Source organism: Glutamicibacter protophormiae, assembly GCF_016894325.1.
GTDB classification, from domain to species: domain Bacteria; phylum Actinomycetota; class Actinomycetes; order Actinomycetales; family Micrococcaceae; genus Glutamicibacter; species Glutamicibacter protophormiae.
The window spans coordinates 1,416,179-1,440,108 of record NZ_CP069806.1 but is presented as its reverse complement, the minus strand read 5'-3'; the positions used below and the strand labels follow the sequence as shown (position 1 = coordinate 1,440,108).

The following is a 23,930-nucleotide window of genomic DNA, read 5'->3' as shown; positions in this document are numbered from 1 at the left end:
CCCTATAGCTTACGTGGCCTGCCTGGAAGTTTGCGACCGCTCGGCCCCTTGCGCGCCGCGCGAATCCGCGCTGCTGGCACGCTGCTATTTTCCCGCGCCGGCGGTGAGGCCGCCGACGATGTACTTCTGCAGGAAAAGGAACAGCGCCATGACCGGCAGCGCGGCCAGCACCGCCCCCGCGGCGAAGACCGACCAGTTGGAGGTGAACTCCTCGGACACGTAGGAGTACAGTCCCACCGCCAGGGTCTGGTTTTCCGGTGAGACGAGCACCACTGAGGCGATGACGAAGTCCGAGGTGCTGGAGATGAAGGACAGCAGCCCCACCACGGCCAGGATCGGCGCGACCAGCCGCAGGATCATGGTGAAGAAGATCCGGGCGTGCCCGGCGCCGTCGATCTTTGCGGCCTCGTCGATCTCCACCGGAATGGTGTTGAAGAAGCCGTACATCAGGTAGGTGTTCACGCCGAGCGCGCCGCCCAGGTACACCATGATCAGCGCGATCTGGTTGTCGATGCCCAGGGCCGGATACACATCCCCCAGCGAAGTCAGCAGGATGAAGATGGCCACGACGGCCAGCAGCTGCGGGAAGATCTGGACGACCAGCAGGCTGACCAGTCCGAAGCGGCGTCCGGTGAAACGCATCCGCGAGAAGCTGTAGGCCGCCAGGGCCCCGAGGAATACCGAAGCGGCGGCCGTGGTCAACCCGATGAACAGGGTGTTGCCGAACCAGGCGGCGAAGGGCCGCTGCTCGTTGCGGAACAGGTCGATGTAGCTCTGCAGGCCGAGCTGGGTGAACAGCCCGTTGGAGGACAGGAGCGTTCCGTTGGGGTTCAGCGACGCCGACAGCACATAGAGCAGCGGGAACGCCGCGTAGATGCACAGCGCCACGCCGATCAGGTGGCGCCAGCCGGTGGAGGCGAACCATTTTCCGAAGCCGCGGCGCCCTGCGCGCTGCTGGGCGGGAGTTTGCGTCGACATTAGTTCAGTTCCTCCAGGGCCTTGGTCTGCTTGAAGCTGATGACCGCGATGATGGAGACCAGCACGAAGATGATGATGGAGAATGCGCTGGCCAGCCCGTAGTCGCGCTGCGAGCCGACAAAGGCGACCTTGTAGACCATGGAAATCAGGATGTCTGTCGAGCCCACATTGAGCCCCGCCCCTTCAAGGCGCGGGCCGCCTTCGGTGAGCATGTAGATGACGTTGAAGTTGTTGAAGTTGAAGGCGAACGAGCTGATCAGCAACGGAGCCACGGAAACCAGCAGCAGCGGGAGCTTGATCAACCGGAAGACCTGCAACGGTTTGGCGCCGTCGATCTTGGCCGCCTCGGCCAGTTCATCGGGGATCGACTGCAGGGCGCCGGTGCAAACGAGGAACATGTAGGGGAAGCCGAGCCAGAGGTTGACCCAGAGCACGGAGAACTTCGCCAGCCAGGGATCGGTCAACCATGGGATTGGCGCACCGCCGAAGATCACCTGGTTCACGAAGCCGAAGTCCTTGTTGAGCATGCCGGCCCAGACCAGGCCGCCCAGGAATGCAGGGAAGGCATACGGCAGGATGGAAATGACGCGGTAGATTCTGCGGCCCTTCATGCGCAAGTCGTTGAAGACCAGCGCCAGGAACAGGCCCAGGAAAAACGTGGTGGCGACCGACAGCAGGGCGAACGCGAAGGTCCAGACCGTCACGGATCCCAAGGCGGTGCGGATGGAGGAGTCATTGAAGGCCTTGGAGAAGTTCTCGAAACCCACGTTGATCGACCAGCCGGGCATCAGCTGCGTGCCATCCGGTGCGGTGAAGGCGCCGACGCCGGTGTCGCGGTAGACCACGGAGGTGGTGGAGTCGGTCATGGTTCCGGCGGCCTCGTCGTAGACCAGGTTCGAGGTGTACTGGTAGGCGGTGCGCCCGTCGGAGGTGCGCAGCGACCCCTGAGACGGATCATCGCTCATCGGCACCGCCAGGGTGGTGACCTCCTGCTGGCGGCCGAGCAGGTCGGCGAAGCTGAGCTGCGTGAATCCGGCAAGCTCGTCGGCGGTGATCGGCTCCAGCGGCTGCTCTGCGGTGCCTGCCAGCTGCACCCCGTCACGCTCAACCAGCAGCGACAGCTTGCCGCCGTCGTCCAGCACCGTCACGGGGAATCCCGGGGAGTCCGGGACCCGGCTCTGGTTGGACTGGAGCAGCGCCGTGACGGCGTCGTCCTTGTCCGAGTTGTGCCCCGAGCCGTAGTTGGTGAAGGCGATGTAGCCGGTGTAGCCGATGACGAACACCTGGAAGATCAGCAGGAAGATGGTGCCCGGCAGCAGGTACTTGGCCGGCAGCCAGCCCCGCTTGAAATACACGACGTTGATCACCAGCGTGATCACGGCAACCACGGCGGCGATTGCCCAGGCCTCGCGGGCGATGGCGGTGAACAACGCGAAAATGGCGGTGGCGTCCACGATGCCGATCATCGCGATCTTGGCCAGGATCAAGCCGGTGGAGGTTGACGCTGCGGTGGCCAGCCGCTGGGCGGCCGGGGACAGGGCGCCGGCCTGCGCCGTGTCGCCGCTGCGCGGCGGCTTCTGGTGGGTTAGTGACATTTGTGGCTTGTTCCTGGGTCGGAGGTCGGCGAACGCGCGGTGCGAGGAGTGCCGCACCGCAGAGGGCTGGACGCGTCGGAGTGGCGGCTTGCCGCTCCGACGCGTCACGCACGCGGACGTGCTGCGGTGCTACTTTGAGATGGCCTTCTCGATATCGGCGGTCATCTGCTTCCAGCGCTTGGCCGGATCGGCCTTGCCGGAAATGATCTCTGCTTCGGCGACTCCCCAGAATTCCCAAACGGCCGCCATTTCAGGGATATTCGGCATCGGAACCCCGTCTTCGCCGACCGCGCCGAAGGCTGCGATGGTTTCATCGGACTTGGCCGCCTCGAAGGCTTCCTTGTTGGCGGGCGGACGGTTGCCCACTTCGTACAGCTTGGTCTGGACCTCGGCGCTGCCGATGTAGTTGGTCAGGAACTCCGTTGCCGCCAGCAGGTTTTCGGTCTTGGAGGAAACGAAGAAGCCCTGGACTGCTACGAACGGCTGCGCCTCGTCGCCGCCGGCGCTTGGGATCGGGTCGATGGCCAAGTCGATCTTGGCGTCTTCGACGGCGTCCACATTCCATGGGCCGGTCAGCAGGAATGGCGAATCACCGGAAATGAACTTCTCCTTGGCGATATCCGCATCCACGGAGGTCTTCAACGTGCCGGCCTCGCCCTGGTCGGCAAGCCACTGGGCGAATTCAAGGCCACCCTCGTTGCCGATTCGAAGGTCGCTGGGATCGTAGGCGCCGTTTTCATCGGTTCCGAAAACCGGAGCGTCAAAGGACGTCTGGAAGGGGTAGGCGTGGAACGGGTCGCCCAGCTCGGACACCTGGACCAGGAACGGGAAATCGGTGCCCGCCTTCTTGCCCTCGGCGATCATCTCGTCGAATGTCGCCGGGGCCTTGTCGGCCAAATCCTTGTTGCGCAGCAGCGCAAGGTTCTCCGTTGCGTATGGGACACCATAGGTGTTGCCTTCATAGCTCATCGCGTCAATGGCGACGTCCTGGAAGTCCGCGCTCTTGTCGCCCAGCTCGACCGGCTGGACTACGCCGTTGTTGACGAGGTTTCCCAGCCAATCGTGGGCGCCGATGGTGATGTCCGGTCCCTTGCCGGTCGGCACCTGCTTGAGGAAGTCCTCCTGGATCTTGGAGAAGTCCTTGATCACCAGGTCGACCTTGACACCGGATTTGGCCTGGAAATCCGCTGCAGCGTCCTTCAGGACCGGCTCGCGGTTGGCATCGACCCATACGGTCAGCGATCCTGCTTCGGCGGCGGCCGGCGAGGACTGTGCGGGCGTTTCGGAAGGCTGCGGGGCTGAACTGTTCGAACCACCGCAGGCGGTCAGGGAAAGCGCCGCAATTGCGGTCACTGCCCCACCCAGGAGAAGGGAGCGCTTGTTCACCATCATGGGGTGTCCTTTCGTGACAACTTTGTCCAATGGACCGGGTTGACCGCGATGTACCGCGGTACGGCCCGGTCGGTTCCTTCGAGTGCGAGTGACGACTCGAATGTAAGCGTTTCCAGAGTGGCATAGATCATGCTATTTGACAAGAAGTTCATGCAAAACGCTTATTTGTTGGCTGGGATTCGCATGAAAGGCCAACCAGAACGATGGGCACTCGGGCAATAATGTAAGCGTTTACATGTAACGAAATTTCGTTTATGGTTACCGTCATGACTGAAATCCGCTCCCTTGCAGAGACCCAAGAGCCCGAGGCCGCAGCCGAATGGTGGCGCTCCTCGGTGATCTACCAGATCTATCCGCGTTCCTTCGCAGATGCGAACGGCGACGGCATGGGCGACCTGCCCGGAATCACTGCACGGCTGCAATCCTTGGCGGACCTCGGGGTCGACGCGATCTGGCTGTCCCCCTTCTTCACTTCCCCGCAAAAAGACGCAGGCTACGACGTCTCCGACTACTGCGACGTGGATCCGCTGTTCGGAACGCTGGAAGACTACGATGCCATGGTTGCCCGCGCCCACGAGCTGGGGTTGCGCGTCATCGTAGACCTGGTGCCGAACCACTGTTCGGACCAGCACCCATGGTTCCAGCAGGCGCTGGCCACTCCGCCGGGCTCCCCCGAGCGTGATCGTTTCATCTTCCGCGATGCGCCGGAGTCCGGGCTTCCGAACAACTGGGAATCGGTCTTCGGTGGTCCCATGTGGACGCAGACCGCCAACCCGGACGGCACTGCGGGGCAGTACTACCTGCATATTTTCGATTCTTCGCAGCCGGACTTCAACTGGCACAACGAGCAGGTTCGCGAGATGTTCCGCGGCGTGCTGCGGTTCTGGCTTGACCGGGGAACGGACGGTTTCCGGGTGGATGTGGCCCATGGGCTGATCAAATCCGATGGACTGCCGGATTACGCGGTTGACCCGGCTGCCGCGTCGATGGGCGGCACCGAGGAACTCGCCCCGTGGTGGGGGCAGGATGGTGTGCACGAAATCTACCGCGACTGGCGCAGGGTGCTGGATGAATACGATGGCGAACGCGTGCTGTGCGCCGAAGCCTGGGTCAGCCCGCTGTCCCTGATGGCCAAGTGGGTGCGTCCCGACGAAATGCACCAGGCCTTCAATTTCCCGTACTTGTCCTGCGACTTCAACGCCGCCCGGATCCGGGCCACGATCGACGAATCGCTGCGGGAATTCTCGGCCGTCGGTGCGCCGAGCACCTGGGTGCTCTCGAACCACGACGTGGTCCGCCACGCAACCCGACTGGCACTGACCGAAGACAATCCACAGGGCGAGGGCATCGGCCCGTTGACTCCGAACCTCCCGGACACCGCCATCGGCCTGCGCCGAGCGCGTTCGGCCAGCACGCTGATGCTCGCGCTGCCCGGCGGAGCCTACCTGTACCAAGGCGAGGAACTCGGGCTTCCGGAAGCCGTCGAGCTGCCCGATGAGGCGCGACAGGACCCGACCTGGTTCCGAACGAACGGCGAACGCTATGGCAGGGACGGGTGCCGAGTGCCGATTCCGTGGGAAGCAGGGGTACCTGCCGCGGGCTTCTCCCCCACCGGCGAAAGCTGGTTGCCGCAGCCCGCGGGCTGGGAGGACTACGCCCGCGACGTCCAACGCGCGACCGCCGATTCCACGCTGAACCTCTACACCGCGCTGCTTCGATTGCGCCGCGGCCACGCGCTTGGGGCCGGAACGCTGGCCTGGTTGGAAACCGGGGACCCCGAGGTGCTGGCCTTCAGGAACAACGACGTGGTGGTGGTTTCCAGCTTCGCTGGCTCCGAGCGCGAACTGCCGGCCTGCACCACGGGCCTGGCTGTCCTCGCTTCCAGCGCACCGCAGCCCTCGGGGCGGCAGATCGCCGCCGAATCGACCGTATGGTTCCGCGCCTGAACACCCCAGCAGGTAATCTGGTGAACAGGGCGCGACCGGCCTTAGGGGTCCCGTCGCGCCCAGTCACATCCCTATTCACCTTTTCATCCACCACTGCGTCGGAAGGAACTTCGTGGCCGGCATCAAGGATGTAGCCCGAGCAGCGGGCGTCTCCGTGGCGACAGTTTCGCGCGCGCTCTCCGGTCGGGGCAATGTCTCCCCCAGCGCATTGGCCGCCGTCCAGCAGGCAGCCCACGATCTTGGCTATGTGGTTTCTTCCACCGCATCGGGGTTGGCCTCGGGCCGCACCAGGAACATCGGCGTGCTGGTACCGGTCATCAACCACTGGTTCTACGCCAGCGTGCTGGAAAGCATCTGCACGGCCCTGATGCGCGAGGGCTACGACACGACGTTGTACCAGCTGACCAAGGATCCGGACCAGCGGCATCAGATCTTCTCCGATTTCCTGCAGCGCCAGCGCGTCGACGCGGTCATCGCAGTGAACCTGGAACTCAGCGAAGCCGAATTGGTGGCCCTGCACGCGCTGGACAAGCCGCTGGTCGGGGTGGGGGGTCCGCTGCCGGGGGTCCCGACATTGCAGGTGGATGACGAAGCGGTATCCGCGCTGGGCACCGCGCACCTGCTGTCCTTGGGACACACGCGGGTCGGTTATATCGGGGGTTCATCGGAAACCGATGTGGATTTCCGCGTCCCCTCCCACCGGCGCATCGGCTACGAACACGCGCTGGCAGAGGCCGGGATCGAACTCGATGAGGCACTGTGCGCCAGCGCGGACTTCACGATGGCTCAGGGATACAGCGTCGCCAAGCAGCTGCTGGGGAATCCCGCAGCCCGGCCCACCGCCATCTTCGCCGCCAGCGACGAAATGGCCATCGGTGCCATCCTTGCGGCCAGGGATTTGGGATTGCAGCTGCCCCGCGACCTTTCGGTGGTCGGTGTGGACGACCACGATCTGGCCGAATTCTTCGGGCTGACCACCATCCGGCAGCTTCCGCACGAGCAGGGAGAGCTCGCCGTGGCCATGCTGCTGCGCGCCATCCGCAAGGAGGAACCGGCGCAAGCCCACACCCTGGGCCACGAACTGGTTGTCCGAAGCTCCACCAGCCGTCCGCCAGCCGACCACTAGCTATCCCGGGAAGCAGCAAGCCCCGGTCCCACCGTGCACCAAAGAGGCCAGGCGGCCCGCGTAAATGCGGCCCCCCTGGCCATTGGACTGCTCCGCCGGAATCGGCGGCTGAAGCTAGTTCGAGTGGTGCTTGCGCTCCGCCTCGACCTCGGCTTCGCGGGCGGCCGCGGCCACCAGTTCCTCGTCCAGGTCCTCGACGTGCAGGTTGCGGCCGCGGGTCTCGCCGACCCACAGCACGGCAGCCACGGAGATGATGGTCAGCACCATGATGTACACGGCGATGGACAGCGAATTTCCGGTGGCTTCGAGCAGGATCTGCGCCACGGTGGCGGCGAAGGCGCCGCCGAGGATGGCGCCGAGCGCGTAGCCGATCGAGATGCCCGAGTAGCGGATGTGGGCCGGGAACATCTCGGCGTACATGGCCGACTGCGGGCCGTAGGACAGGCCCAGGCCGATGGTCAGCACGAAGACCGCTACGCCGTACAGCATGATGTTGCCGGTGTTCACGAGCATGAACATCGGAATCATCCAGACGAACACCAGCGCGTAGCCGATCACGAAGGTCGCACGGCGGCCGATGACGTCGGACAGCCAGCCGCCGACCAGGGTGAAGATCAGCCAGCCGAAGGAACCGATGGTGGTGGCCAGCAGGACCGGCGCGACCGGCATCTTCAGCACGGAGGTGGTGTAGGAGATGAAGAACGCGATCACCAGGTAGCCGGCGGCGTTGTTGGAGATGAAGATCAGCGCGGCCTGGACGACCTGCTTGAAGTTGGACTGCATCAGCTCCTTGAGCGGAGTGTGCTCCGAGGCCTTGCGCAACGCCATCTGCTTGAAGATCGGGGATTCCTCGACCGCGCGGCGGATCAGGTAGCCGACGATGATCAGCACGACGGACATCAGGAACGGGATGCGCCAGCCCCAGGCCTGGAACTGCTCCGGGCTCATCGAAATGCGCAGGACGTACAGCAGGCCGGTCGCCAGGATCATGCCCAGCGGCACACCAATCTGCGGGAAAGCGCCGAAGTAGCCGCGGCGGGTCTCCGGGGCGTGCTCAACGGCCATCAGGGCAGCGCCGCCCCATTCGCCGCCGGCCGAGAAGCCCTGGATGATGCGCAGCGCCACGAGCATGATCGGTGCGGCGATGCCCACGGCGGCGTAGGTCGGCAGCACACCGATCAGCGCTGTGGCAACACCCATCAGGATGAGGGTCAGAACCAGAATGCGTTTGCGCCCGTACCGGTCACCGAGGTGTCCGGCGACGATGGCGCCCAGGGGGCGGAAGAAGAAGGAAATGCCGATCATGGCGAAGGACAGAATCTGCGCCAGTCCAGGATTCGATTCGCCCAGCGGGGCGAGGAACAGCGGAGTCAGCAGCGTTGCCGTCAGCTGGGCGAAGATGAAGAAGTCGTACCACTCGATCGTGGTGCCCACCAGGGTGCCGGCAAGGACCCGGCGTTCCTCCTTGGTGCGCGAAACGTTCTGAGACATAGTGAATGATCCCTTGATGCGAATTAAGTTACCGACCGTTCGGACAGTTACGTAGACAACACTATAAACGAAAAGTGAATCTCCTCACAACATGAAGTGATCCATATTTCACGACTACGAGTTCCGGGTCACGATAAATCCCCATACGACTCGGGAGATTTCCGCACCATCCGGCAAATCTGTTCTAATAGAGAACACGAGGACCAGAATTCCCATTCGCTTAAACCATCGGTGCCCGGCATCGTTCCTGGTCCGCCCCGCGCCAGAATGACTATCGCCATGCCAACTTCCCAGACACTTTCCCGAGGCATTCGCGTGCTGGAAATCGTCGCCGCGTCGCCGACCTATCTATCCATCGCCGAGGTCGCAGCCAAGCTCGACGTGCACCGTTCAATTGCCTACCGCATTATCCGGACGCTGGAAAACCACCGGCTGCTGAGCCGGGACGAAGCCGGGCTGATCCGCCCCGCCTCGGGTCTGGCGGCGCTGGCCCGGTCAGTGCAGCGGGATTTGCAGTCCGCTGCGTTGCCGGAACTGACCAGGCTGGCCAACAATCTGTCCATGACGGCATTCCTCGCCGTATGGGAACACGATGTATGCACCACGCTGCAGTCGGTGGAACCGTTGCATTCGAGCAACGCCATCGTTCATCGTCCTGGTTCGGTGCACGGCATGGACGTCGGCGCTGCAGGAATCGCCATCCAGTCCATGTACACCAAGGAGCAGTGGCGGGCGCTGGACACCGAGATCGAGTACCGGCCGCAGGCCCGTGAAGCCCGGATCGACGGTTATGCCACGAGCGCCAACGAGGTCATCCAGGGTGTCGCGTCCATCGCGGTGCCGATCCCCAGCCAGCAGACCACCCCGGCCTCGATCGCAGTGGTCTTCGCTGCCAGCACCGTCACTGACCGGAACGGCATTATCCGCGCGTTGAAGGAAGCTGCGCTGAATATCGCCGACGAACTGGGCAGCTGAGCGCACGGCCCGGCCATGGCGCCGGGGAAAAGCAAACCCGCCGACGGAATCCGGAGAATTCCATCGGCGGGTTTTCGCTGCAAGCCGCAGATCCTAGCGAACGCGCCTCAAGGAGGCCGCCCGGGAGGCGAGGACCTTCATGATGAGGCCTGCCAGCAGAATCACGAAGGCTCCCCCGGTGGCGACCCAGAATGCGCCGAGGTAGCCCATCGAGTCGGCCAGCAGGCCGGCCAGGCCGTTGCCGATCGCGGTGCCCACGACGATGCCCGCGGAGAGCATGGTCATCACGGTGGACAGGCGCTGCGGCGGGGCAACCTCGCCGCCCAGGGTCATGACGGTGACGATGACCGGACCGACGGCGAAGCCGGCCACGAACAGGGCCGCCAGCATCCACGGAGTCGAATCGGCCAGGTGCAGCCCGAAGCTGAGCACGCTCAACGCCGCGCCGCAGGCGATCCAGCGGCTGATCTGGCTGAAGCCCTGCGGCCAGGCGGCCACGGAAATCGCGGCAATGGCGCTGGAAACGCCCATGGCGCCGTAAAGCAGGCCGCCCTGGTTCGAATCGCCCTGCGCCCCGGCGAAGGCCAGGGTGCCCGCGGCGGTGGAGCCGAAGACGGTACCCAGCGCGATCATGCTCAGCACCAGCGACCCGATCGCGGCCACCTGTCCTGCGCTGATCTTCACCTTGGCCGCGGAGTGGACGGAGGCCCCGGGCTGCAGGGCGCCGGCGGTGCGGTGCAGCGCGAACAGCGGCACGAGCACGATGGTCAGCGCGGCGGCCAGGTACAGCGGAAGCACCGGGGAGACCAGCGAGGCCAGCAGGCCGACTGCCACCGGGCCAAAGACGAAGCCGAGTTCGTCCAGCATGGATTCCAGGCTCAACGCTGCGGTCAGGGTCTTGGGTTTCTGGTTCGTGCCGCGGGACATGGCGATCCAGCGGACCCTGGACATCGGGCCGACCTGCGGTCCGGTGGCTCCGGCCAGCAGGCACAGGGCGACCAGGGGTCCGACCGCGAGTTCGGCGCCGGAATTGGCGAAGAGCGTGAAGGCGATCAGCAAGATGGTGTGCAGCACGGCGGCGGCCAGCAGCACCGGACGCTGTCCGCGCCGGTCGGCCAGGTAGCCGATGCTGGGTCCGCCCACGGCCGAGCCCAGTCCGACCATGGCCGCGGCCAGGCCGCCCAGGCCGTAGGATCCGGTGGTGGCGGTGACCAAGGTCATCGAACCGATGGTGAGCATGGCCAGCGGGAGGCGGGCCAGGAAGGTCAGCGGAAGGTAGGGCAGTCCCACCATGGGGACCAGCGCCGAATATCCGGATTTCATCGCGGATTCCTCAGCATTTTCGCGCGACAAGATATGTTGGGACAACACAACTCCATGACGAAGTGTGCGTCGTCCCACACCCCCCGACGCACCATCTGCCCAAATATGCCGATTGGCACTATCCTCAACATAGCCAGCCCCGTCGGACATGTCCAGTCCTACATTGACACCAGCGGCTGCACCTCGCGTTCGATGCGCGAACCGTGCTGGGTTTTCACCACCGTGACCCGGTTGGTGATCCGCTGCTTCATTTCCGCCACGTGCGAGACCAGACCGATGGTCCGGCCGCCGGCCCGCAGGTTCTCCAACGCGCTCATGACCTGTTCCAGCGTCTCGGCGTCCAGCGAGCCGAAGCCCTCGTCCACGAACAGGGTCTGCATGTCCACCGCGCCGGAATGGTGCGAGATGACGTCCGCCAGCCCGAGCGCCAGGGCCAGCGAAGCCATGAAGGTCTCGCCGCCCGAGAGCGTCTGCGTTTCGCGGTGCTTGCCCGTCCAGGCATCCAGCACGCGCAGGCCGAGCCCGGACTTGTTGTTCCCCTGCTTTGAATCGTCGTGGTGCAGCGAGTAGCGCCCGCCGGACATGACAGCCAGGCGTTGGGAGGCCGCCACGGCCACTTCTTCCAGCCGCGCCGCGAGCACGTAGGTGCTCAGTGTCATCTTGTAGAGGTTCTCACCCCCGCCGCGGATGACGTCGGCCAAGCCGCGAAGCCGCCGGTAGGCCTCGATGACCGGCCCGGAATCCGCGCGCAGCGCTGCCAGGCTGGCCACGGCCTGCTCATGGCGGGCGGCGGTGCTCTGCGCCAGGACTTCCAGCTCTCGCGCCCGCTCGTAGTCGGTGTCCGCCTGGGCCACCGCTTCGACGGCCAGTTCGAGATCCAGTGCGGTGGGCGGCTCGACGCCCTCGGCGGCCAGCTTCGCAGCGCGGCGGGCGTCCGCGGAGGCTTCCAGCGTGGTGATGGAGCTGGCCCGGTCGGCATCCGCGGCGACCAGCGTGTGCAGTTCGGCCCGTTCGTCCGCCGGAAGCAGTGCGGCTTCGTAGGCTGCGGGATCTGGGAAGCCGGCGGCTTTGCGTTCCTTGTGCCAGGTGTTCTCCGCCTTCAGCGCCGCCGCATCGGCCTCGCGGTAGTGGTACACGGCGTTGTGGCCGCGGGTGTAGGCGCCCACGGCAAGCTTCAGCCGGGCCACCAGCTCTTCCAGGCTGCCCTGCCCCTGGCGGACCTTCTCCAGCTTGGCGTCCAGGTCCTTCAGCTTCCCGGCCAGCGCCGCGGCCGCCTGCGCCGACTTCGTATGCTCCAGCGCGGCCCGGTTGGCCCGATCCGATTCGGTTTCGATCCGGGTGCGCAGCTGGTCGATGTTCTTGATCACCGCGGCGATCCGGGCCTGTTCCTTCACGGCCGCCTCCAGCTGCCCGGTGCTGGTTTCCAGCCGCCCGGAGAGTTCGGCCACCGAATGCCCGTCGGCCGCGTCGCTGGCGGCGGTGAATTTGGTCAGGGCGACATCGCGCTTCGTGGTGGCGGCGGAGAGCTTGGTGCGCTCGGCCGCCACGACGGCCTCAAGCTGCTGGATCTGCTCGTCCTCGACCAGCTGCGCCCCGGCGTCGGCGCGGGCAGGATTCGGATGCTCGGTGGCGCCGCAGACCAGGCAGGCCTGGCCGTCTTCCAGCGCGGCGGCCAAGCGCAGCGCGCTCTGTTCCAGCTGCTCGCGTTGCAGGGCCACCAGCGACTTCTCCGCTTCGACAACTTTCAGGCTTTGTGCGGCGAATGCCGATTCGGCCGTCGCCACTGACTTTTCCAGCTTGTCGCGGGTTTTCGCATGTTCCAGCTGGGTGGACAGCTGCTGGGTGGCTTCACGCAGCCGCAGCACGAGCGCGGCCGCGGATTCCGCGTCCAGTTCCTGTTCTTCCAGTTCGACGCGTTCGGAGCGCAGCGAGGCAAGCAGCTGCTCGGCCGCGGTCTTGGAGTCCTGATGCGCGGCGACCTGGGCGGTGAGCTCGTCGAGCGCGGCCGCGAGCCCGGCGCGGCCTGCTTCCTCGGCCAGCGCTTCCTTGGCCAGCGTCAGCTCGGATTCCCTGCCCTTGAGCAGCGCTGACAACCGCTGCTGGGTGTCTTCGTCGGCTTGGCCGGTGAAATCCCAGTCCGTGGCCAGCTTCGCCTGGATCTCGCGCCAGGCCGCGGCGGTGCTCCGATGCTGCTGCACGGCCTGGTCGGCCTGTTCCTTGTAGGCCTTCACCGCAACGGCCTTCGCATCGCGGTCGAGTTTCTCCCCGGCGGCCACGGCGGCCGGATGCTGTTCGGCGTAGGCCGACTTCAGCTGCGCCAGCTCCTGCAGGCGGGCGAACACCCGGACCTGCTCTGCCAGCCCGGCCGAACGCTCGCGCGCGGCTGACAGCTGGCTGCGCAGCCGGCCCGCGGCGGCGGCAAGCCGGTGGTGGGTGTGCTGGATGCGCTCCTGGTAGGCCTCGAATTCCTGCTCCGTGCCGACCGCTTCGGCCGCCGGATTCTCCGTGTCATCCGCCGCGGCTCTTGCAGGCCCTGCGTCGCCCGGTGCTGGCGCCGGGTCGAGGACCTCATGGGCCGCCAGGAAGCCGGTGGCCTCGACGCGGATCGCCGCCTCGCTGGCGGCCAGGGCGGATTCCAGGGTTTCGGTCTGCTTGCGCTCCTCGGCCAGGCGGGCGGAGAACTCCTCTTCGATGGCGGCGTAGTCGCTGGTGTCGAAGAGGTTGGCCAGCAGGTCCTCGCGGTCCTTGGCCTTGGCGCGCAGGAAGTCGGCGAAGCCGCCCTGCGGCAGCATCACGACCTTGGTGAACTGGTCGCGGTCAAGCCCCAGCAGTCCGCCGAGCACCTGCCCGACCTCGTCGTTGCGGGTGGAAAGCTGTTCCCAGGCGCCGCCGGTGAATTCGCGCAGCAGGCTCACGGCCTTCTGCTCGGTGACCTTGTTCTTGCCGCGCTTGGCCGGGCGCATCCAGGCAGGGCAACGGGTGACCTCGAAGCGGCGGTTGCCGATGGTCAGCTCACAGACGACCTGCGGTTCAAGCCCCGGGGCGGCATGGTCGGAGCGGATCTGCCGGCTGCCGGTGCGGTTGCCGGGCAGCGAACCGTAGAGCGCATAGCAGATGGCGTCCAGGATGCTGGACTTGCCGGCACCGGTGGGGCCGTCGAGCAGGAACAACCCGCCCTCAGCGAGCTCGTCGAAGTCGATGGTCTCGGTGTCCGCGAAGGGTCCGAACGCCTGGATCTGCAGCTTGTGGATTCTCATCGGCTGACCTGTGCCTCTCGGGTGCGCTGGATGACTGACTGGAGGATGCCGCGTTCGGCCTCGTCGGCGGCGCGTTCGCGCACATGCTCGATGAAGTCCTGGACGACCTCCTCGGTGCTGGCGGCCTTGGCCAGCCGTTGCGCGTAGCTGGTGGGCTTTTCCTTGTCTTCCACACCCTGCGGGTCGAAGTTCAGCACCACGGTGTCCGGGAAGCGGCTGCGGATCGCCTGCATGGCCTCGGCGGGGCGCTCCGGATCGGTCAGCGTCACCTGGCACCAGGCATCCACCGCGTAACCCAGGTCCGGGTCATCCAGCAGCTGCTGCAGCTCGCCGCGCAGGATCACCAGCCGCTTCGGCACGCCCAGCAGCACCTCCTCGATGCCGGCAATCCCCTGAGGGCCGGTTTCGATGATCCACACACCCTTTTTGTGGTTCGCCTCGGAGAAGGAATAGGCCAGCGGCGAGCCCGAGTAGCGCACATGCCCGCGCACCTGCTGGCGGCCGTGCAGGTGGCCCAGGGCCGAATAGTCGAAGTGCTCGAAGAGCTCCACCGGGACCACATCCAGGTTGCCGGTGCTCAGTTCGCGCTCCGAATCGCTGCCCACTCCCCCGGCGGCGAACAGGTGGGCCAGCGATACCGAGACCACCGGGCTGCCTTCGGCGCGCAGCTGCGCGAGGTGCTCGTCGACCCGGGTGATGGCCGCGGCCACGACCGCCTGGTGGGTGGCCTTCTGCACCCCCAGCTGGTCCATGACCATGCGCGGCTCCAGATACGGGATGCCGTAGATTGCCACCCTGTGGTCCTGCGCGTCGAGCACCGCCGGCTGCAGCATGCGCTCCAGGTCCGCGATGATGTGCACCCCGGCGGCGTCCAGCAGGTCGGCGCCGAAGTTCAGCCGCGAGGCCGAGTCGTGGTTGCCGCTGGTCATGATGATCCGCGCCCCGGTGCCGGCCAGTTCGCGCAGCGCCCAGTTGCACAGCTTCACCGCATCCACGTGGGGCAGCGCCCGGTCGTAGATGTCCCCGGCGATGAGCACCGCATCGATGCTCCGCTCGCGGGTGATGTCGATGATTTCCTGGAGCACCGCACGCTGGGATTCCAGCAGCCAAGCGCCGTGGAAGGTGCGGCCCAAATGCCAGTCTGAGGTGTGAAGCAATCGCATAAAACCCACCTTATGCAAAACCACCGACACAAAGGACATTAGACTGGGAGATGTGAATGAAACCGGTGAAATTGCACTCCTGCCAGAGAACTACTCAGACAAGGTGTTCGCCATCCTGCTCGGCCTGGCCGACGGCGCAACCCACGCCCGCGACGACATCGATCCCGGGGCCACCGAAATCCTCCCGCTCTACCTGGCCGACGGCCTGCTCGAAGCCCTGGAATGGGCCAACGACGGCGTGGCCAGCGACGAAGCGGCCTGCATGTGGCTGGCCGCGCTGCGCGGCTACAACAAGCTGACCGGGTCCTTCCCGGACAACGCCCCGCAGCCGCTGGATCGCTGGATCGACAAGGAATTCGCCCACGTGGAGATCTTCGAGACGATCCACCCCGGCGACCCGTTGAACCTTGCCGGACTGGATTCCAAGGACATGGGCCAGCCCGGGCGCCCGACCGGCCCCGGCGCGGATTCCGCCGGCGTGCTGCCGCGCGCCGCGATCGCCGCGCTGCTCGGCCGCGTGCCGGTGAGCACCACCGCGACCCTGGCCCGCTCGGCCGCGTTCCTCACCCACGACGCCCAGGCGGCGGAGACCGGCATCGCCGCCGCGAAAATCATCCGCTCCGCCATGGAGCACGGGGAGGACGCCGCCGCGCAGTGGCCGTCGCTGCTGGAGCCGCTGGAAGGCGCCGCCGCGCAGGCGCTGCGCGAGATCGTCGCCCGCATCAGCGCCGGCATCGGCCTGTCGCCGGCCGCGGCCTACAACGCCTACTTCGCCGAGAACGAGCCGGAGCAGGCCGAAGATGAATCCGACGTCGACGCCGTCCCGGCGGGCTCCGCCGAGGCCGAGGCGGCCCGCGATCCGGAGGTCGACGCCTACGCCGTGGCGCTGCTCTCGGCCATCCACGGCTCGGATGCGGTGGGCGAACGCCCGGCCAGCGCCCTGGACGACATCATCTCCGAGCTGCACGACCGCTGGATGGCGCTGCTCGTCTAGCCCGCGCCCTGCTCGAATCAACGACGCCGCACACCCGATGGGGTGTGCGGCGTCGTGTTTTCCTGGAGCTCCTACGCGTGCCCGCCGCGCGGATCCGCGGTGTCCTGGCCCGTGGCAGCCGGCATCGGCGACGCGCTGCGCAGTCCCGGGGCGAAACTGAGGAATGCGGCGGCGGCACCGCCCAGGCCCAGCCACAGCGCGGTGTCGAAGACGGTCTTGGCGACGATCCGGCAGCCTCCCGCGGCGGCGCCCGGGTCCAGCGCCCCGGCGGGCATGCCGCAGGCGGTTCCCCGGATGGAGAGCGGGAAGATCATGGCCAGCGCGGCCGCGCCGGTCAGCAGGACCGCCGCCCCGGCGACGAAGGCGCCGCAGCGGGCCATGCGGGTGCGCCGGGCCAGGCAGGCGGCGAAAAGCAGTGCCGCCAGGGACAGGACAAACCCTGCCGGCGGTTCGGTCAGTAAGTCGATCATGCACGGTGTTTCGTTCGGCGGCTCGGTCAGTGCCAACCTACCAGCCGCGCTGCGTCCGGGAGGTGAAGACCAGCGGTATTCCCAGTGAACTGGTACCTAGGCGGTCAGCCCGAACCCGCCGACCATCTGCAGGAATTCGCCCTCGGAGATGATGGAGACGCGCTGGCCCTTGTCGCGCAGGCGCAGCACGTGCTTGGCCTTGTTGGTCAGCCGGCCGGTGGCCAGGTCCTGCGGGACGAAGCCGTCGCCGACCACCAGCGCGGTGGTGGCGCGGGTGACGCGGGAGGCGCACTGGGCGCCGTGCTGGGCGGCCAGCTCCTTGGCCTGGGGCCGCGGCAGGCTGAGGTTGCCGGTGAAGACGATGACCTGCCCGTAGAGCGGATGGCTGGGATCCGCGTCCAGGTTCGGCTGCGGGTTGGGGCCTTCCTGCGGCCAGTTGCCGAAGTCGCCCTGCGGGGGCAGCGGATTGCCCGAAGCCAGCCAGCCCTGCGCGTCGCGGGTGGCGCGTGAGAGCGCGTCGCCCGGGCTCCAGGCCTGGGTCAGGCCCAGCCCCACGCGGTAGTGGTCGGCGGTCTGCAGCACCGAGGCGGTGCCGCTGCGCTCGGCCATGTCGATCATCGCCCAGGCGCAGGCCACGGAGTCGGCGAGCGCCTCGTGGTGGTTCTCGATGGGGTGGCCGGCTTCCTCAGCGACGAAGGGCAGCGAGTAGCTGGGCAGGTCGTAGGCCTTGCGGGAGAGCTTGACGGTGCACAGGTGCGCGATTTCCGGCACCGGACGCTCGCTGGCTTCGGAGGCCGCGCGGATCACCCCGGAGTCGAATGCGGAGTTGTGCGCGACAAGCACGTCGGAGCCGACGAAGTCCAGCAGGTCGGGCAGCTTCTCATCCACGCGCGGGGCGTCGATGACCATGTCCGCGGTGATGTGGTGGATGGAGACATTGCGCGGGTCGAAGTGGTCGAACCCGGCCGGCGGCTTCATGAGCCACTGCTCGGTCTCCACGATGCGCCCGGAGCGTACCTTGACCAGGCCGACCGAGCAGGCCGAGCCGATAAATCCGTTTGCTGTCTCAAAATCTACTGCAGTGAAGTCCAAAGCCACGCCCTACAGCCTACTCTTAGTTCAACACCGCCGCAGTTTCCGCCATCACATCTTACTAGTGAAGCCTGCTACTTATTCGTTGTGCGTGCAACGGCCACCTCTTCCATGTTATGCAGTTGAGCAATCAGCGATTGAGCCGATTCTGCAAGTGAATCCATCGAATCCCCCGACAACATCGCGTGCACACCAAATACGCAAAAACCATGTTTGGCTGCTTGGTTTTCGCCGTATCCCCTACCAACAAATTTGGGCATGCCATTCTTGACCTGGGTACCCCAACTTTCCTTGTCATGTTCGGCTCGCGGTTTTGCAGAGGCTGCAAGAAAATCCATGCCAGTATCCTTGAGTGCATTGGTCCACATTGCATGTAGCAGGTCCCAGTCAAATCCTCTCGACGTGCTGTCGTTCTTCTTCAACCCGATTATGGCGATCGGCCCGGTCGGCCTAGTACTATCCTCAGCGACAACAAGAGGCCAGCCCTTCTTGCGCGACAGAGATTCCTCAATCTCCATATAGACCGAATAGTCACCACTAGGGTGTTCGAACGGAATTTCGTAGCTGATGATCGAGACGTTGCTGGATGACGAAGTTTCCAGTGCCAAGTTGCCCGAGGCGCGTGGGATCAGCTGGCGATACAGCCAACTAACACGCCCTCTGACTTCCAGCCGAAAGTCGCTGCCGATCGGTAGATCGACCCATGACATCTGTTCGTTTATCGAGGGCAATTCATCTGAGAGGTGCGAGATCATTCCGGCTGACGTTAGTGCTACCCACCGATTCGAGCTCGTGGTGAATTGGCCTAGAACGTCCTCCCAAGTATTTAGTTGCCAACTCTCCGCACGGATGGAAAGCGGAAACTGTCCGGGTACGATAAGTCGATAACTAATGGTTCGTCCGTTTTGAGGTTGGAGATATCGCTCCAATTGAGACGGCCCCAAACCGGCTAAGATTTTGACTTCAATCACTGCACTGATGCGATCGTGTTCGTCGACAAGCACGATGTCTGGTCGACCATCTTGATCGACGCGCTCGCATTGGACCGTGCAGATATCGGCTGGCTCTAGGCCCAACCATGATGCGGCAGTGGAAGTATCGTTGAGAATTAGCGAAGCCAAAAAAGCCGACCAACGAATTTCACTATTCAGATGCAGCATCAACTTGAAATTCGTGATTAGCGGTTCGCTTCCGCTTTTCTCTACCTTTGACATGGCTGCGAATATACCAATTCCAAGGAAGTTCCGCAGAGTCGTGACACCTTACTGTCATAGCTCCACCGTTACACAAGGCAAGATTCAGATGTATCCGTTTGCAGGAGGGGCGCACCACACGTCGATTCGCGCTTACACTAGATTTTTCTCGACTCACGACCGTGAGAAAGCGACTACGAATAGATCTCCGCGCATAGTCGATTCTGGTCAATTTGTTGGGTGCCCTACATCGTTGATCACCATCGAGGATCTATAAGGACACGATCGGTTGATGGCGCACGCTCCAACGACCTCTGCACCGGAGGCGCAAAGTAGACAACCGTCCGCTAGGCGCTACAAGGCAAAGGCCTGCCGCCCGAGTGGGCGGCAGGTCCTCGATGTTGCATTGTTCGGTTAGATCTGACCTAGACGGTGGCCTTGCGCAGGGTCAGGTAGGAGGATCCGGCCAGGACGACCGCAAGGCCCGCGCCGGCGGCGGTCACCCCGGCGGCGGTCCACGCCGCCAGCCAGCGGCCGACCTGCGGCCAGGTTTCGGTCAGCGTGATCAGGGCGACCGCCCCGAGCAGGGCCAGCCCGAGCCCGATGGTGAAGACCAGCACTCCGGTGGTCCTCCAGCGCATGTACAGCGTCGCGGCGAAGAAGCCGACCATGAACAGCAGGATCATCAGCACGAAGTAGAACAGGATCTGCGTGAGCCAGTTGTTCTCGGCGATCCACTGCAGGGCGAAGAACCTCCCGTCCACACCCCATCCCCCGGTGGCCACCTCGACCAGGCCCATCAGGTAGTAGAACACCGCCAGGATCAGGGCGCAGGCGGAGAACAGCGCCAGCGTTCCCAGGTAGAAACTGCGCCGCGAGACGCTCATCGCCATGGCGAAGGGGAAGGTGAGCGTCAGCGCCTGGATGCCCAGGGCCAGGAAGTACCACATGGGGGCCTGGGCGCCCCCGCCGTAGAGGATGCCTTCTCCCCCGCCGCGGCGCACCAGGTACCAGATGGCCACGGTGAAGAGGAACGAGCTGGCCAGGATCACCAGCGGAATCCCGATGAACGTCCACTTGTTGATCAGCTGCATGCGTGCGACCTTGATGATGCGGCTCATTTGATGGCCTGCCTCTCGGTAGTCTGTTCCTGGTCCTTCTGGGAGCTCAGCGTGCTGCGGACCACCAGCTGCTGCAGCGAGACCGGGGTCAGTTCAAGGCCCAAGATCTGCGCTCGTTCGCGCTGTTCGGCGGTGAGCCGGGCGCGGATGGAAATGCTGGCCAGCGAGCCCAGCGCATCGCGGTGGATGACCGGGTAGCCGGCGATGAATTCCTCGACCTTCTGGGCGCCGCCGGTGACGGTGACCGCCGCGCCCTGCAGCTCCTCGGCCTCGGCGTCGATGATGATCCTGCCCTGGTCGATCACGATCACGTGCTCCAGCAGGTTGGCGACCTCGTCGATCAGGTGGCTGGAGAGCACGATGGTGCGCGGGTGCTGCGCGAAGTCCTCGACCAGGCGGTCGTAGAAGATCTGCCGGGCCACGGCGTCCAGTCCCAGGTAGGGCTCGTCGAAAAAGGTGATCTCGGCGCGCGAAGCCATGCCGATGATCACGCCCACCGCGGAAAGCTGGCCGCGGGAGAGTTTCTTGATCCGGCGCTTGACCGGGAGGTTGAAGGCCCGGATGAGGTCCTGGGCGAGTTCCTCCTCCCAGTTCCCGAAGAAGAGCGCCGCGGCGTGGAACGCCTGGAAGACCTTGAAGTCATCCGGGTACTTCTGCGATTCGCGGATGAAGCACAGGCGCGCCAGTGTTGGATCATGTTCGAACGGGGTGTGCCCGAAGATCTCCGCGGTCCCGTGATCGGCGAAGTTCTGCCCGGTCAGGATCGACATCAGCGTGGTTTTTCCCGCTCCGTTGCGTCCGAGCAACCCGTAGATCCGGTTCGGGGCCAGGCTGAGGCCGACATTGTCCAGGGCCTTGACGTCTTTGTAGGTCTTGCTCAGCGCCCGGGTGGCGATGGCTGGTGTTTCACTCATGGCTCATTCCTGCCTGTGCTTGTGGGAGGCCGGTGGTGCTAGGTGGCCGAAGTTGATTTGATCATGGAGAGCAGTTCATCCATCTCGATGCCGAGCTTGGCGGCTTCGGCGGTCAGCGGCATGATGAACTGGTTGGCGAAGTGTTCACGGCGGTTGCTGCGCAACCTGGCCGGCGCACCCTGGGCGACGAACATGCCGATGCCCCTTTTCTTGTAGAGCAGCCCTTCTTCGACCAGCCGGTTGATGCCCTTGGCGGCGGTGGCCGGGTTGATCCGGTAAAAGGCTGCGAACTCGTTGGTGGATGGAACCTGCGATTCTTCGGGCAGGGTTCCGGAAATGATGTCGTTTTCGATCAGTTCTGAAATCTGCAGGAAGATCGGCTTGGAATCATCGATCATCTCGGCCCCCCTCCTCACGTGAACCCGCCTCTTGCTTAGTGGGTTCATTACTCATGTAACTAACCATAGAGCCAGACCTTTCCGCTGGCAAGAGCCCACCGGGCACTGATGCAAGGAAATTTCATGCTTCCCACCCAGCACGCAGGATTCGGGCCTCGACATTGCACGGAATGCCGCATGGCCTGTCGACCGGACCGCAGCCCTCCAGTACCCGAATCACCGGACCTGGCCTCCATTCTGGCCCTCTCAAGCGAGTGCCGGAGGCAGCACACAGGCGACAGGAGAAAGCTGAAGGCTCCCTTTCGAAAACCTGCTTCCAAGGAATGACGCCTACGCCTATCTAGCTGTTTGCGGCCGTGGCCCCGTCTTAGCTGCCCAGGCGCCGGCGGCGAGATCTGGTGGTTTCGCATTTCGGCCTCAGCCTCGGCGTCTTTGCCGTCGCGGCCGCGCTGGCCGGAAGCGCCGTCCGGCTCGTCCTGCTCTTGGCGGTCATGCTCGTCGCCGATAATTCCCGGGCCCTAACGCGTTACCACCACCTGGACGTCGCCCTCGACCCAGCGCTGGGCATCAACGAGGGATGGACACGGGCTTGTCCGCAGCACTCGGCGGCGCGAGAATCCACCAGCGCACGGTTCAGCAGCTGAATCTGGTCAACGACAAAACCATCATCAGGGCCCGCTTCTCGGCTGGCGAGCGCTGCCCGGAACCTGATTCCGGGCCCGTCCCGCAGGATTCCCTGCGCTCGCCGGTGCCGAACGCCGACACCCTGGCCATGGAAAACCACGATGTCATCCCGCAGTACTCCCGATGAGCTGGGCAAGGCCTACCGGCCTTCTCGCTGGAAGCGCCTAACGACAACTTGGAGCTGCAGGCCCGCACCGACTGCAAATACGTCCTCGCGGCAGACCAGGCGCGAGATCAGCGTGAACGCACCCACGGGCGCCAAGCAGATGACCCTGGAAGTCTGCAGCGCGTTCCCAGCGAGGCCCAGCGCATCGGCGCCCGCGTCACGGCATCCGGCGCCGGACCGGAGGACTGCGCAAGGAATGGAAAAATCCGCCGTTCCCTCCCGCTGGCGGAAGGGAACGGCGGATATTCGCGTGGACGCCGGAGCTACCGGGCGGCGAGCGCCTTGGCCACTTCGTCGATGATCACCGGCAGCAGCGCGGCGAACGCGCGGGCACGGTGCGAGATGGCGTTCTTCTCCGCCGGGGTGTGCTCGGCCATGGTCTTGCCCGAGCCCTCGGGCTCGAAGATCGGGTCGTAGCCGAAGCCGTGGGAACCGGCGCGCTCGGTGCGCAGCACCCCGGCCGAGGTCCCCAGTTCCACGTGCTCGGCGCCGGCCGGGGTGGCCAGGGCGGCGGCGCAGACAAACTGTGCGGCGCGGTGCTCGGGAGCGATGTCCCCCAGCTGGGCCAACAGCAGGTCGATGTTCGCCTCGTCGTTGCCGTGCACGCCGGACCAGCGGGCGGAGAAGATGCCCGGGGCCCCGCCCAGCACGTCCACGCTCAGCCCGGAGTCGTCGGCCAGCGCGATCAGCCCGCTGGAGGCGGCGACCTCGCGGGCCTTCTTCAACGCGTTGCCGGCGAAGGTGACCTGGTCCTCGACCGGGTCGCTGGCGCCGGCGGCGGCCGCGTCGATGACCTGGGTGTCGACGTCCAGGCCCGGCACCTTGCCGCGCAGCAGCTCGCGCAGTTCGCGCAGCTTGCCGGCGTTGTGCGAGGCCAGGACCAGGACGGGCGCACTCACTGCGCGGCCCGCAGGGTCTCCCGCTGGATCTGCGCGAGCTCGCTGGTTCCGCCCAGGGCCAGGTCCAGCAGCGCGTCCAGCTCGGCGCGCTTGAACGGCACGCCCTCGGCGGTGCCCTGCACCTCGACGAAGTCGCCGGAGCCGGTGACCACGACGTTCATGTCGGTTTCCGCGCGCACGTCTTCCTCATAGGGCAGATCCAGCATCGGGGTGCCGTCGATGATGCCCACCGAGATGGCGGCGACCGAGTCGGTCAGCACCTTGGCGTTCTGCTTCAGGATGCCCTGGGAGCGGGCCCACTCGATGGCCTCGGCCAGCGCCACGTAGGCGCCGGTGATCGCGGCGGTGCGGGTGCCGCCGTCGGCCTGCAGCACGTCGCAGTCCAGCACGATGGTGTTCTCGCCCAGCTGCTTGGTGTCCACCACGGCGCGCAGCGAGCGGCCGATCAGGCGGGAAATCTCATGGGTGCGTCCGGACAGCTTGCCCTTGACGGATTCGCGCGAGTTGCGGGTATTGGTGGCGCGCGGGAGCATGGCGTATTCGGCGGTGACCCAGCCGGTGCCCTCGCCCTTCAGCCAGCGCGGCACACCCTCGGTGAACGACGCGGTGCACAGCACCCGCGTGTTGCCGAATTCGATCAGGGCCGAGCCTTCGGCCTGGGCGGACCAGCCGCGGGTGATGGTAATGTCTCGAAGTTGCGCGGCGCCTCGGCCGTCGGCACGTAAAGTCATGCTTCCATCCTATCTATTCGCA

Annotated in this window: 20 protein-coding genes; 5 read left to right on the top strand and 15 right to left on the bottom strand. The window is 65.3% G+C overall.

Features of this window, described 5'->3' with window-relative positions:
• Window positions 1-84 precede the first annotated feature (84 nt).
• The 3 genes from JQN66_RS06800 to JQN66_RS06790 all read right to left on the bottom strand — a co-directional run bounded on the left by JQN66_RS06800 (window position 85) and on the right by JQN66_RS06790 (window position 3,965).
• Window positions 85-978: a sugar ABC transporter permease gene (locus JQN66_RS06800; protein ID WP_188948669.1), complete on the bottom strand. Its 894-nt coding sequence runs from the start codon at window positions 976-978 to the stop codon at window positions 85-87.
• The gene (locus tag JQN66_RS06795) at window positions 978-2,573 is read right to left on the bottom strand and encodes an ABC transporter permease subunit (protein WP_204677138.1); all 1,596 of its coding nucleotides are present in this window, start codon (window positions 2,571-2,573) and stop codon (window positions 978-980) included. Before JQN66_RS06795 ends, JQN66_RS06800 begins: the two co-directional genes overlap by 1 nt.
• 129 nt (window positions 2,574-2,702) lie before the next feature.
• Window positions 2,703-3,965 (bottom strand): sugar ABC transporter substrate-binding protein, encoded by a 1,263-nt coding sequence (locus JQN66_RS06790; RefSeq protein WP_188948667.1) that lies wholly within the window; start codon window positions 3,963-3,965, stop codon window positions 2,703-2,705.
• Between the two features lie 266 nt (window positions 3,966-4,231).
• Between JQN66_RS06790 and JQN66_RS06785 the strand changes: the two genes are divergently transcribed.
• Window positions 4,232-5,911, top strand: coding sequence for a glycoside hydrolase family 13 protein (locus JQN66_RS06785; protein WP_204677137.1), 1,680 nt, complete (start codon window positions 4,232-4,234; stop codon window positions 5,909-5,911).
• A gap of 112 nt (window positions 5,912-6,023) precedes the next feature.
• A complete protein-coding gene (locus tag JQN66_RS06780; protein WP_204677136.1) occupies window positions 6,024-7,037 on the top strand; it encodes a LacI family DNA-binding transcriptional regulator in 1,014 nt (337 codons plus the stop codon).
• A gap of 114 nt (window positions 7,038-7,151) precedes the next feature.
• Here JQN66_RS06780 and JQN66_RS06775 read toward each other — a convergent pair whose 3' ends face one another.
• The gene (locus JQN66_RS06775; protein ID WP_188948664.1) at window positions 7,152-8,528 is read right to left on the bottom strand and encodes an MFS transporter; all 1,377 of its coding nucleotides are present in this window, start codon (window positions 8,526-8,528) and stop codon (window positions 7,152-7,154) included.
• Between the two features lie 279 nt (window positions 8,529-8,807).
• On the opposite strand from JQN66_RS06775, the gene JQN66_RS06770 reads away from it, so the two are divergent.
• Window positions 8,808-9,503 carry an IclR family transcriptional regulator gene (locus JQN66_RS06770; RefSeq protein WP_204677135.1) on the top strand — a complete coding sequence of 232 codons (696 nt, stop codon included), beginning with the start codon at window positions 8,808-8,810 and terminating at the stop codon, window positions 9,501-9,503.
• Window positions 9,504-9,596: 93 nt separating this feature from the next.
• On the opposite strand, the gene JQN66_RS06765 is transcribed toward JQN66_RS06770, so the two are convergent.
• From JQN66_RS06765 to JQN66_RS06755, 3 genes are all read right to left on the bottom strand, one after another.
• Window positions 9,597-10,826, bottom strand: coding sequence for an MFS transporter (locus JQN66_RS06765; protein ID WP_239464163.1), 1,230 nt, complete (start codon window positions 10,824-10,826; stop codon window positions 9,597-9,599).
• A 158-nt stretch (window positions 10,827-10,984) separates the two neighbouring features.
• Complete coding sequence (locus JQN66_RS06760) at window positions 10,985-14,083, bottom strand: AAA family ATPase (protein ID WP_204677133.1); 3,099 nt, start codon at window positions 14,081-14,083, stop codon at window positions 10,985-10,987.
• Window positions 14,080-15,246: an exonuclease SbcCD subunit D gene (locus JQN66_RS06755; protein WP_204677132.1), complete on the bottom strand. Its 1,167-nt coding sequence runs from the start codon at window positions 15,244-15,246 to the stop codon at window positions 14,080-14,082. Before JQN66_RS06755 ends, JQN66_RS06760 begins: the two co-directional genes overlap by 4 nt.
• Before the next feature lie 52 nt (window positions 15,247-15,298).
• On the opposite strand from JQN66_RS06755, the gene JQN66_RS06750 reads away from it, so the two are divergent.
• A complete protein-coding gene (locus JQN66_RS06750) occupies window positions 15,299-16,240 on the top strand; it encodes a hypothetical protein (RefSeq protein WP_204677131.1) in 942 nt (313 codons plus the stop codon).
• Window positions 16,241-16,311: 71 nt separating this feature from the next.
• Here the strand turns inward: JQN66_RS06750 and JQN66_RS06745 are convergent, their stop codons facing one another.
• The 6 genes from JQN66_RS06745 to JQN66_RS06720 form a co-directional block, all read right to left on the bottom strand.
• Window positions 16,312-16,710: a hypothetical protein gene (locus tag JQN66_RS06745; RefSeq protein ID WP_204677130.1), complete on the bottom strand. Its 399-nt coding sequence runs from the start codon at window positions 16,708-16,710 to the stop codon at window positions 16,312-16,314.
• Window positions 16,711-16,806: 96 nt separating this feature from the next.
• Entirely contained in the window at window positions 16,807-17,808 is a 1,002-nt protein-coding gene (locus JQN66_RS06740; protein ID WP_204677129.1) for a 3'-5' exonuclease, read from the bottom strand.
• A gap of 68 nt (window positions 17,809-17,876) precedes the next feature.
• Window positions 17,877-19,016 carry a PDDEXK-like family protein gene (locus JQN66_RS06735; RefSeq protein ID WP_204677128.1) on the bottom strand — a complete coding sequence of 380 codons (1,140 nt, stop codon included), beginning with the start codon at window positions 19,014-19,016 and terminating at the stop codon, window positions 17,877-17,879.
• 404 nt (window positions 19,017-19,420) lie between these two features.
• Window positions 19,421-20,116, bottom strand: coding sequence for a hypothetical protein (locus JQN66_RS06730; protein WP_204677127.1), 696 nt, complete (start codon window positions 20,114-20,116; stop codon window positions 19,421-19,423).
• A complete protein-coding gene (locus tag JQN66_RS06725; protein WP_204677126.1) occupies window positions 20,113-21,030 on the bottom strand; it encodes an ABC transporter ATP-binding protein in 918 nt (305 codons plus the stop codon). Before JQN66_RS06725 ends, JQN66_RS06730 begins: the two co-directional genes overlap by 4 nt.
• A 38-nt stretch (window positions 21,031-21,068) precedes the next feature.
• Complete coding sequence (locus JQN66_RS06720; protein ID WP_188948650.1) at window positions 21,069-21,428, bottom strand: GntR family transcriptional regulator; 360 nt, start codon at window positions 21,426-21,428, stop codon at window positions 21,069-21,071.
• A 589-nt stretch (window positions 21,429-22,017) separates the two neighbouring features.
• On the opposite strand from JQN66_RS06720, the gene JQN66_RS06715 reads away from it, so the two are divergent.
• Complete coding sequence (locus tag JQN66_RS06715) at window positions 22,018-22,239, top strand: hypothetical protein (RefSeq protein ID WP_204677125.1); 222 nt, start codon at window positions 22,018-22,020, stop codon at window positions 22,237-22,239.
• 302 nt (window positions 22,240-22,541) lie between these two features.
• Here the strand turns inward: JQN66_RS06715 and rdgB are convergent, their stop codons facing one another.
• A complete protein-coding gene (rdgB, locus tag JQN66_RS06710; RefSeq protein ID WP_204677124.1) occupies window positions 22,542-23,177 on the bottom strand; it encodes an RdgB/HAM1 family non-canonical purine NTP pyrophosphatase in 636 nt (211 codons plus the stop codon).
• Window positions 23,174-23,908: a ribonuclease PH gene (rph, locus tag JQN66_RS06705; RefSeq protein ID WP_188948646.1), complete on the bottom strand. Its 735-nt coding sequence runs from the start codon at window positions 23,906-23,908 to the stop codon at window positions 23,174-23,176. The genes rdgB and rph overlap by 4 nt, the downstream gene beginning before the upstream one ends.
• Between the last annotated feature and the right edge of the window lie 22 nt (window positions 23,909-23,930).

Bases quoted from the DNA above. Each gene is read 5' to 3' on its own strand.
- JQN66_RS06800 (WP_188948669.1), bottom strand. From the start codon at position 978: ATGTCGACGCAAACTCCCGCCCAGCAGCGCGCAGGGCGCCGCGGCTTC.
- JQN66_RS06795 (WP_204677138.1), bottom strand. From the start codon at position 2,573: ATGTCACTAACCCACCAGAAGCCGCCGCGCAGCGGCGACACGGCGCAG.
- JQN66_RS06790 (WP_188948667.1), bottom strand. From the start codon at position 3,965: ATGATGGTGAACAAGCGCTCCCTTCTCCTGGGTGGGGCAGTGACCGCA.
- JQN66_RS06785 (WP_204677137.1), top strand. From the start codon at position 4,232: ATGACTGAAATCCGCTCCCTTGCAGAGACCCAAGAGCCCGAGGCCGCA.
- JQN66_RS06775 (WP_188948664.1), bottom strand. From the start codon at position 8,528: ATGTCTCAGAACGTTTCGCGCACCAAGGAGGAACGCCGGGTCCTTGCC.
- JQN66_RS06770 (WP_204677135.1), top strand. From the start codon at position 8,808: ATGCCAACTTCCCAGACACTTTCCCGAGGCATTCGCGTGCTGGAAATC.
- JQN66_RS06765 (WP_239464163.1), bottom strand. From the start codon at position 10,826: ATGAAATCCGGATATTCGGCGCTGGTCCCCATGGTGGGACTGCCCTAC.
- JQN66_RS06760 (WP_204677133.1), bottom strand. From the start codon at position 14,083: ATGAGAATCCACAAGCTGCAGATCCAGGCGTTCGGACCCTTCGCGGAC.
- JQN66_RS06755 (WP_204677132.1), bottom strand. From the start codon at position 15,246: ATGCGATTGCTTCACACCTCAGACTGGCATTTGGGCCGCACCTTCCAC.
- JQN66_RS06745 (WP_204677130.1), bottom strand. From the start codon at position 16,710: ATGATCGACTTACTGACCGAACCGCCGGCAGGGTTTGTCCTGTCCCTG.
- JQN66_RS06735 (WP_204677128.1), bottom strand. From the start codon at position 19,016: ATGTCAAAGGTAGAGAAAAGCGGAAGCGAACCGCTAATCACGAATTTC.
- JQN66_RS06730 (WP_204677127.1), bottom strand. From the start codon at position 20,116: ATGAGCCGCATCATCAAGGTCGCACGCATGCAGCTGATCAACAAGTGG.
- JQN66_RS06725 (WP_204677126.1), bottom strand. From the start codon at position 21,030: ATGAGTGAAACACCAGCCATCGCCACCCGGGCGCTGAGCAAGACCTAC.
- JQN66_RS06720 (WP_188948650.1), bottom strand. From the start codon at position 21,428: ATGATCGATGATTCCAAGCCGATCTTCCTGCAGATTTCAGAACTGATC.
- rph (WP_188948646.1), bottom strand. From the start codon at position 23,908: ATGACTTTACGTGCCGACGGCCGAGGCGCCGCGCAACTTCGAGACATT.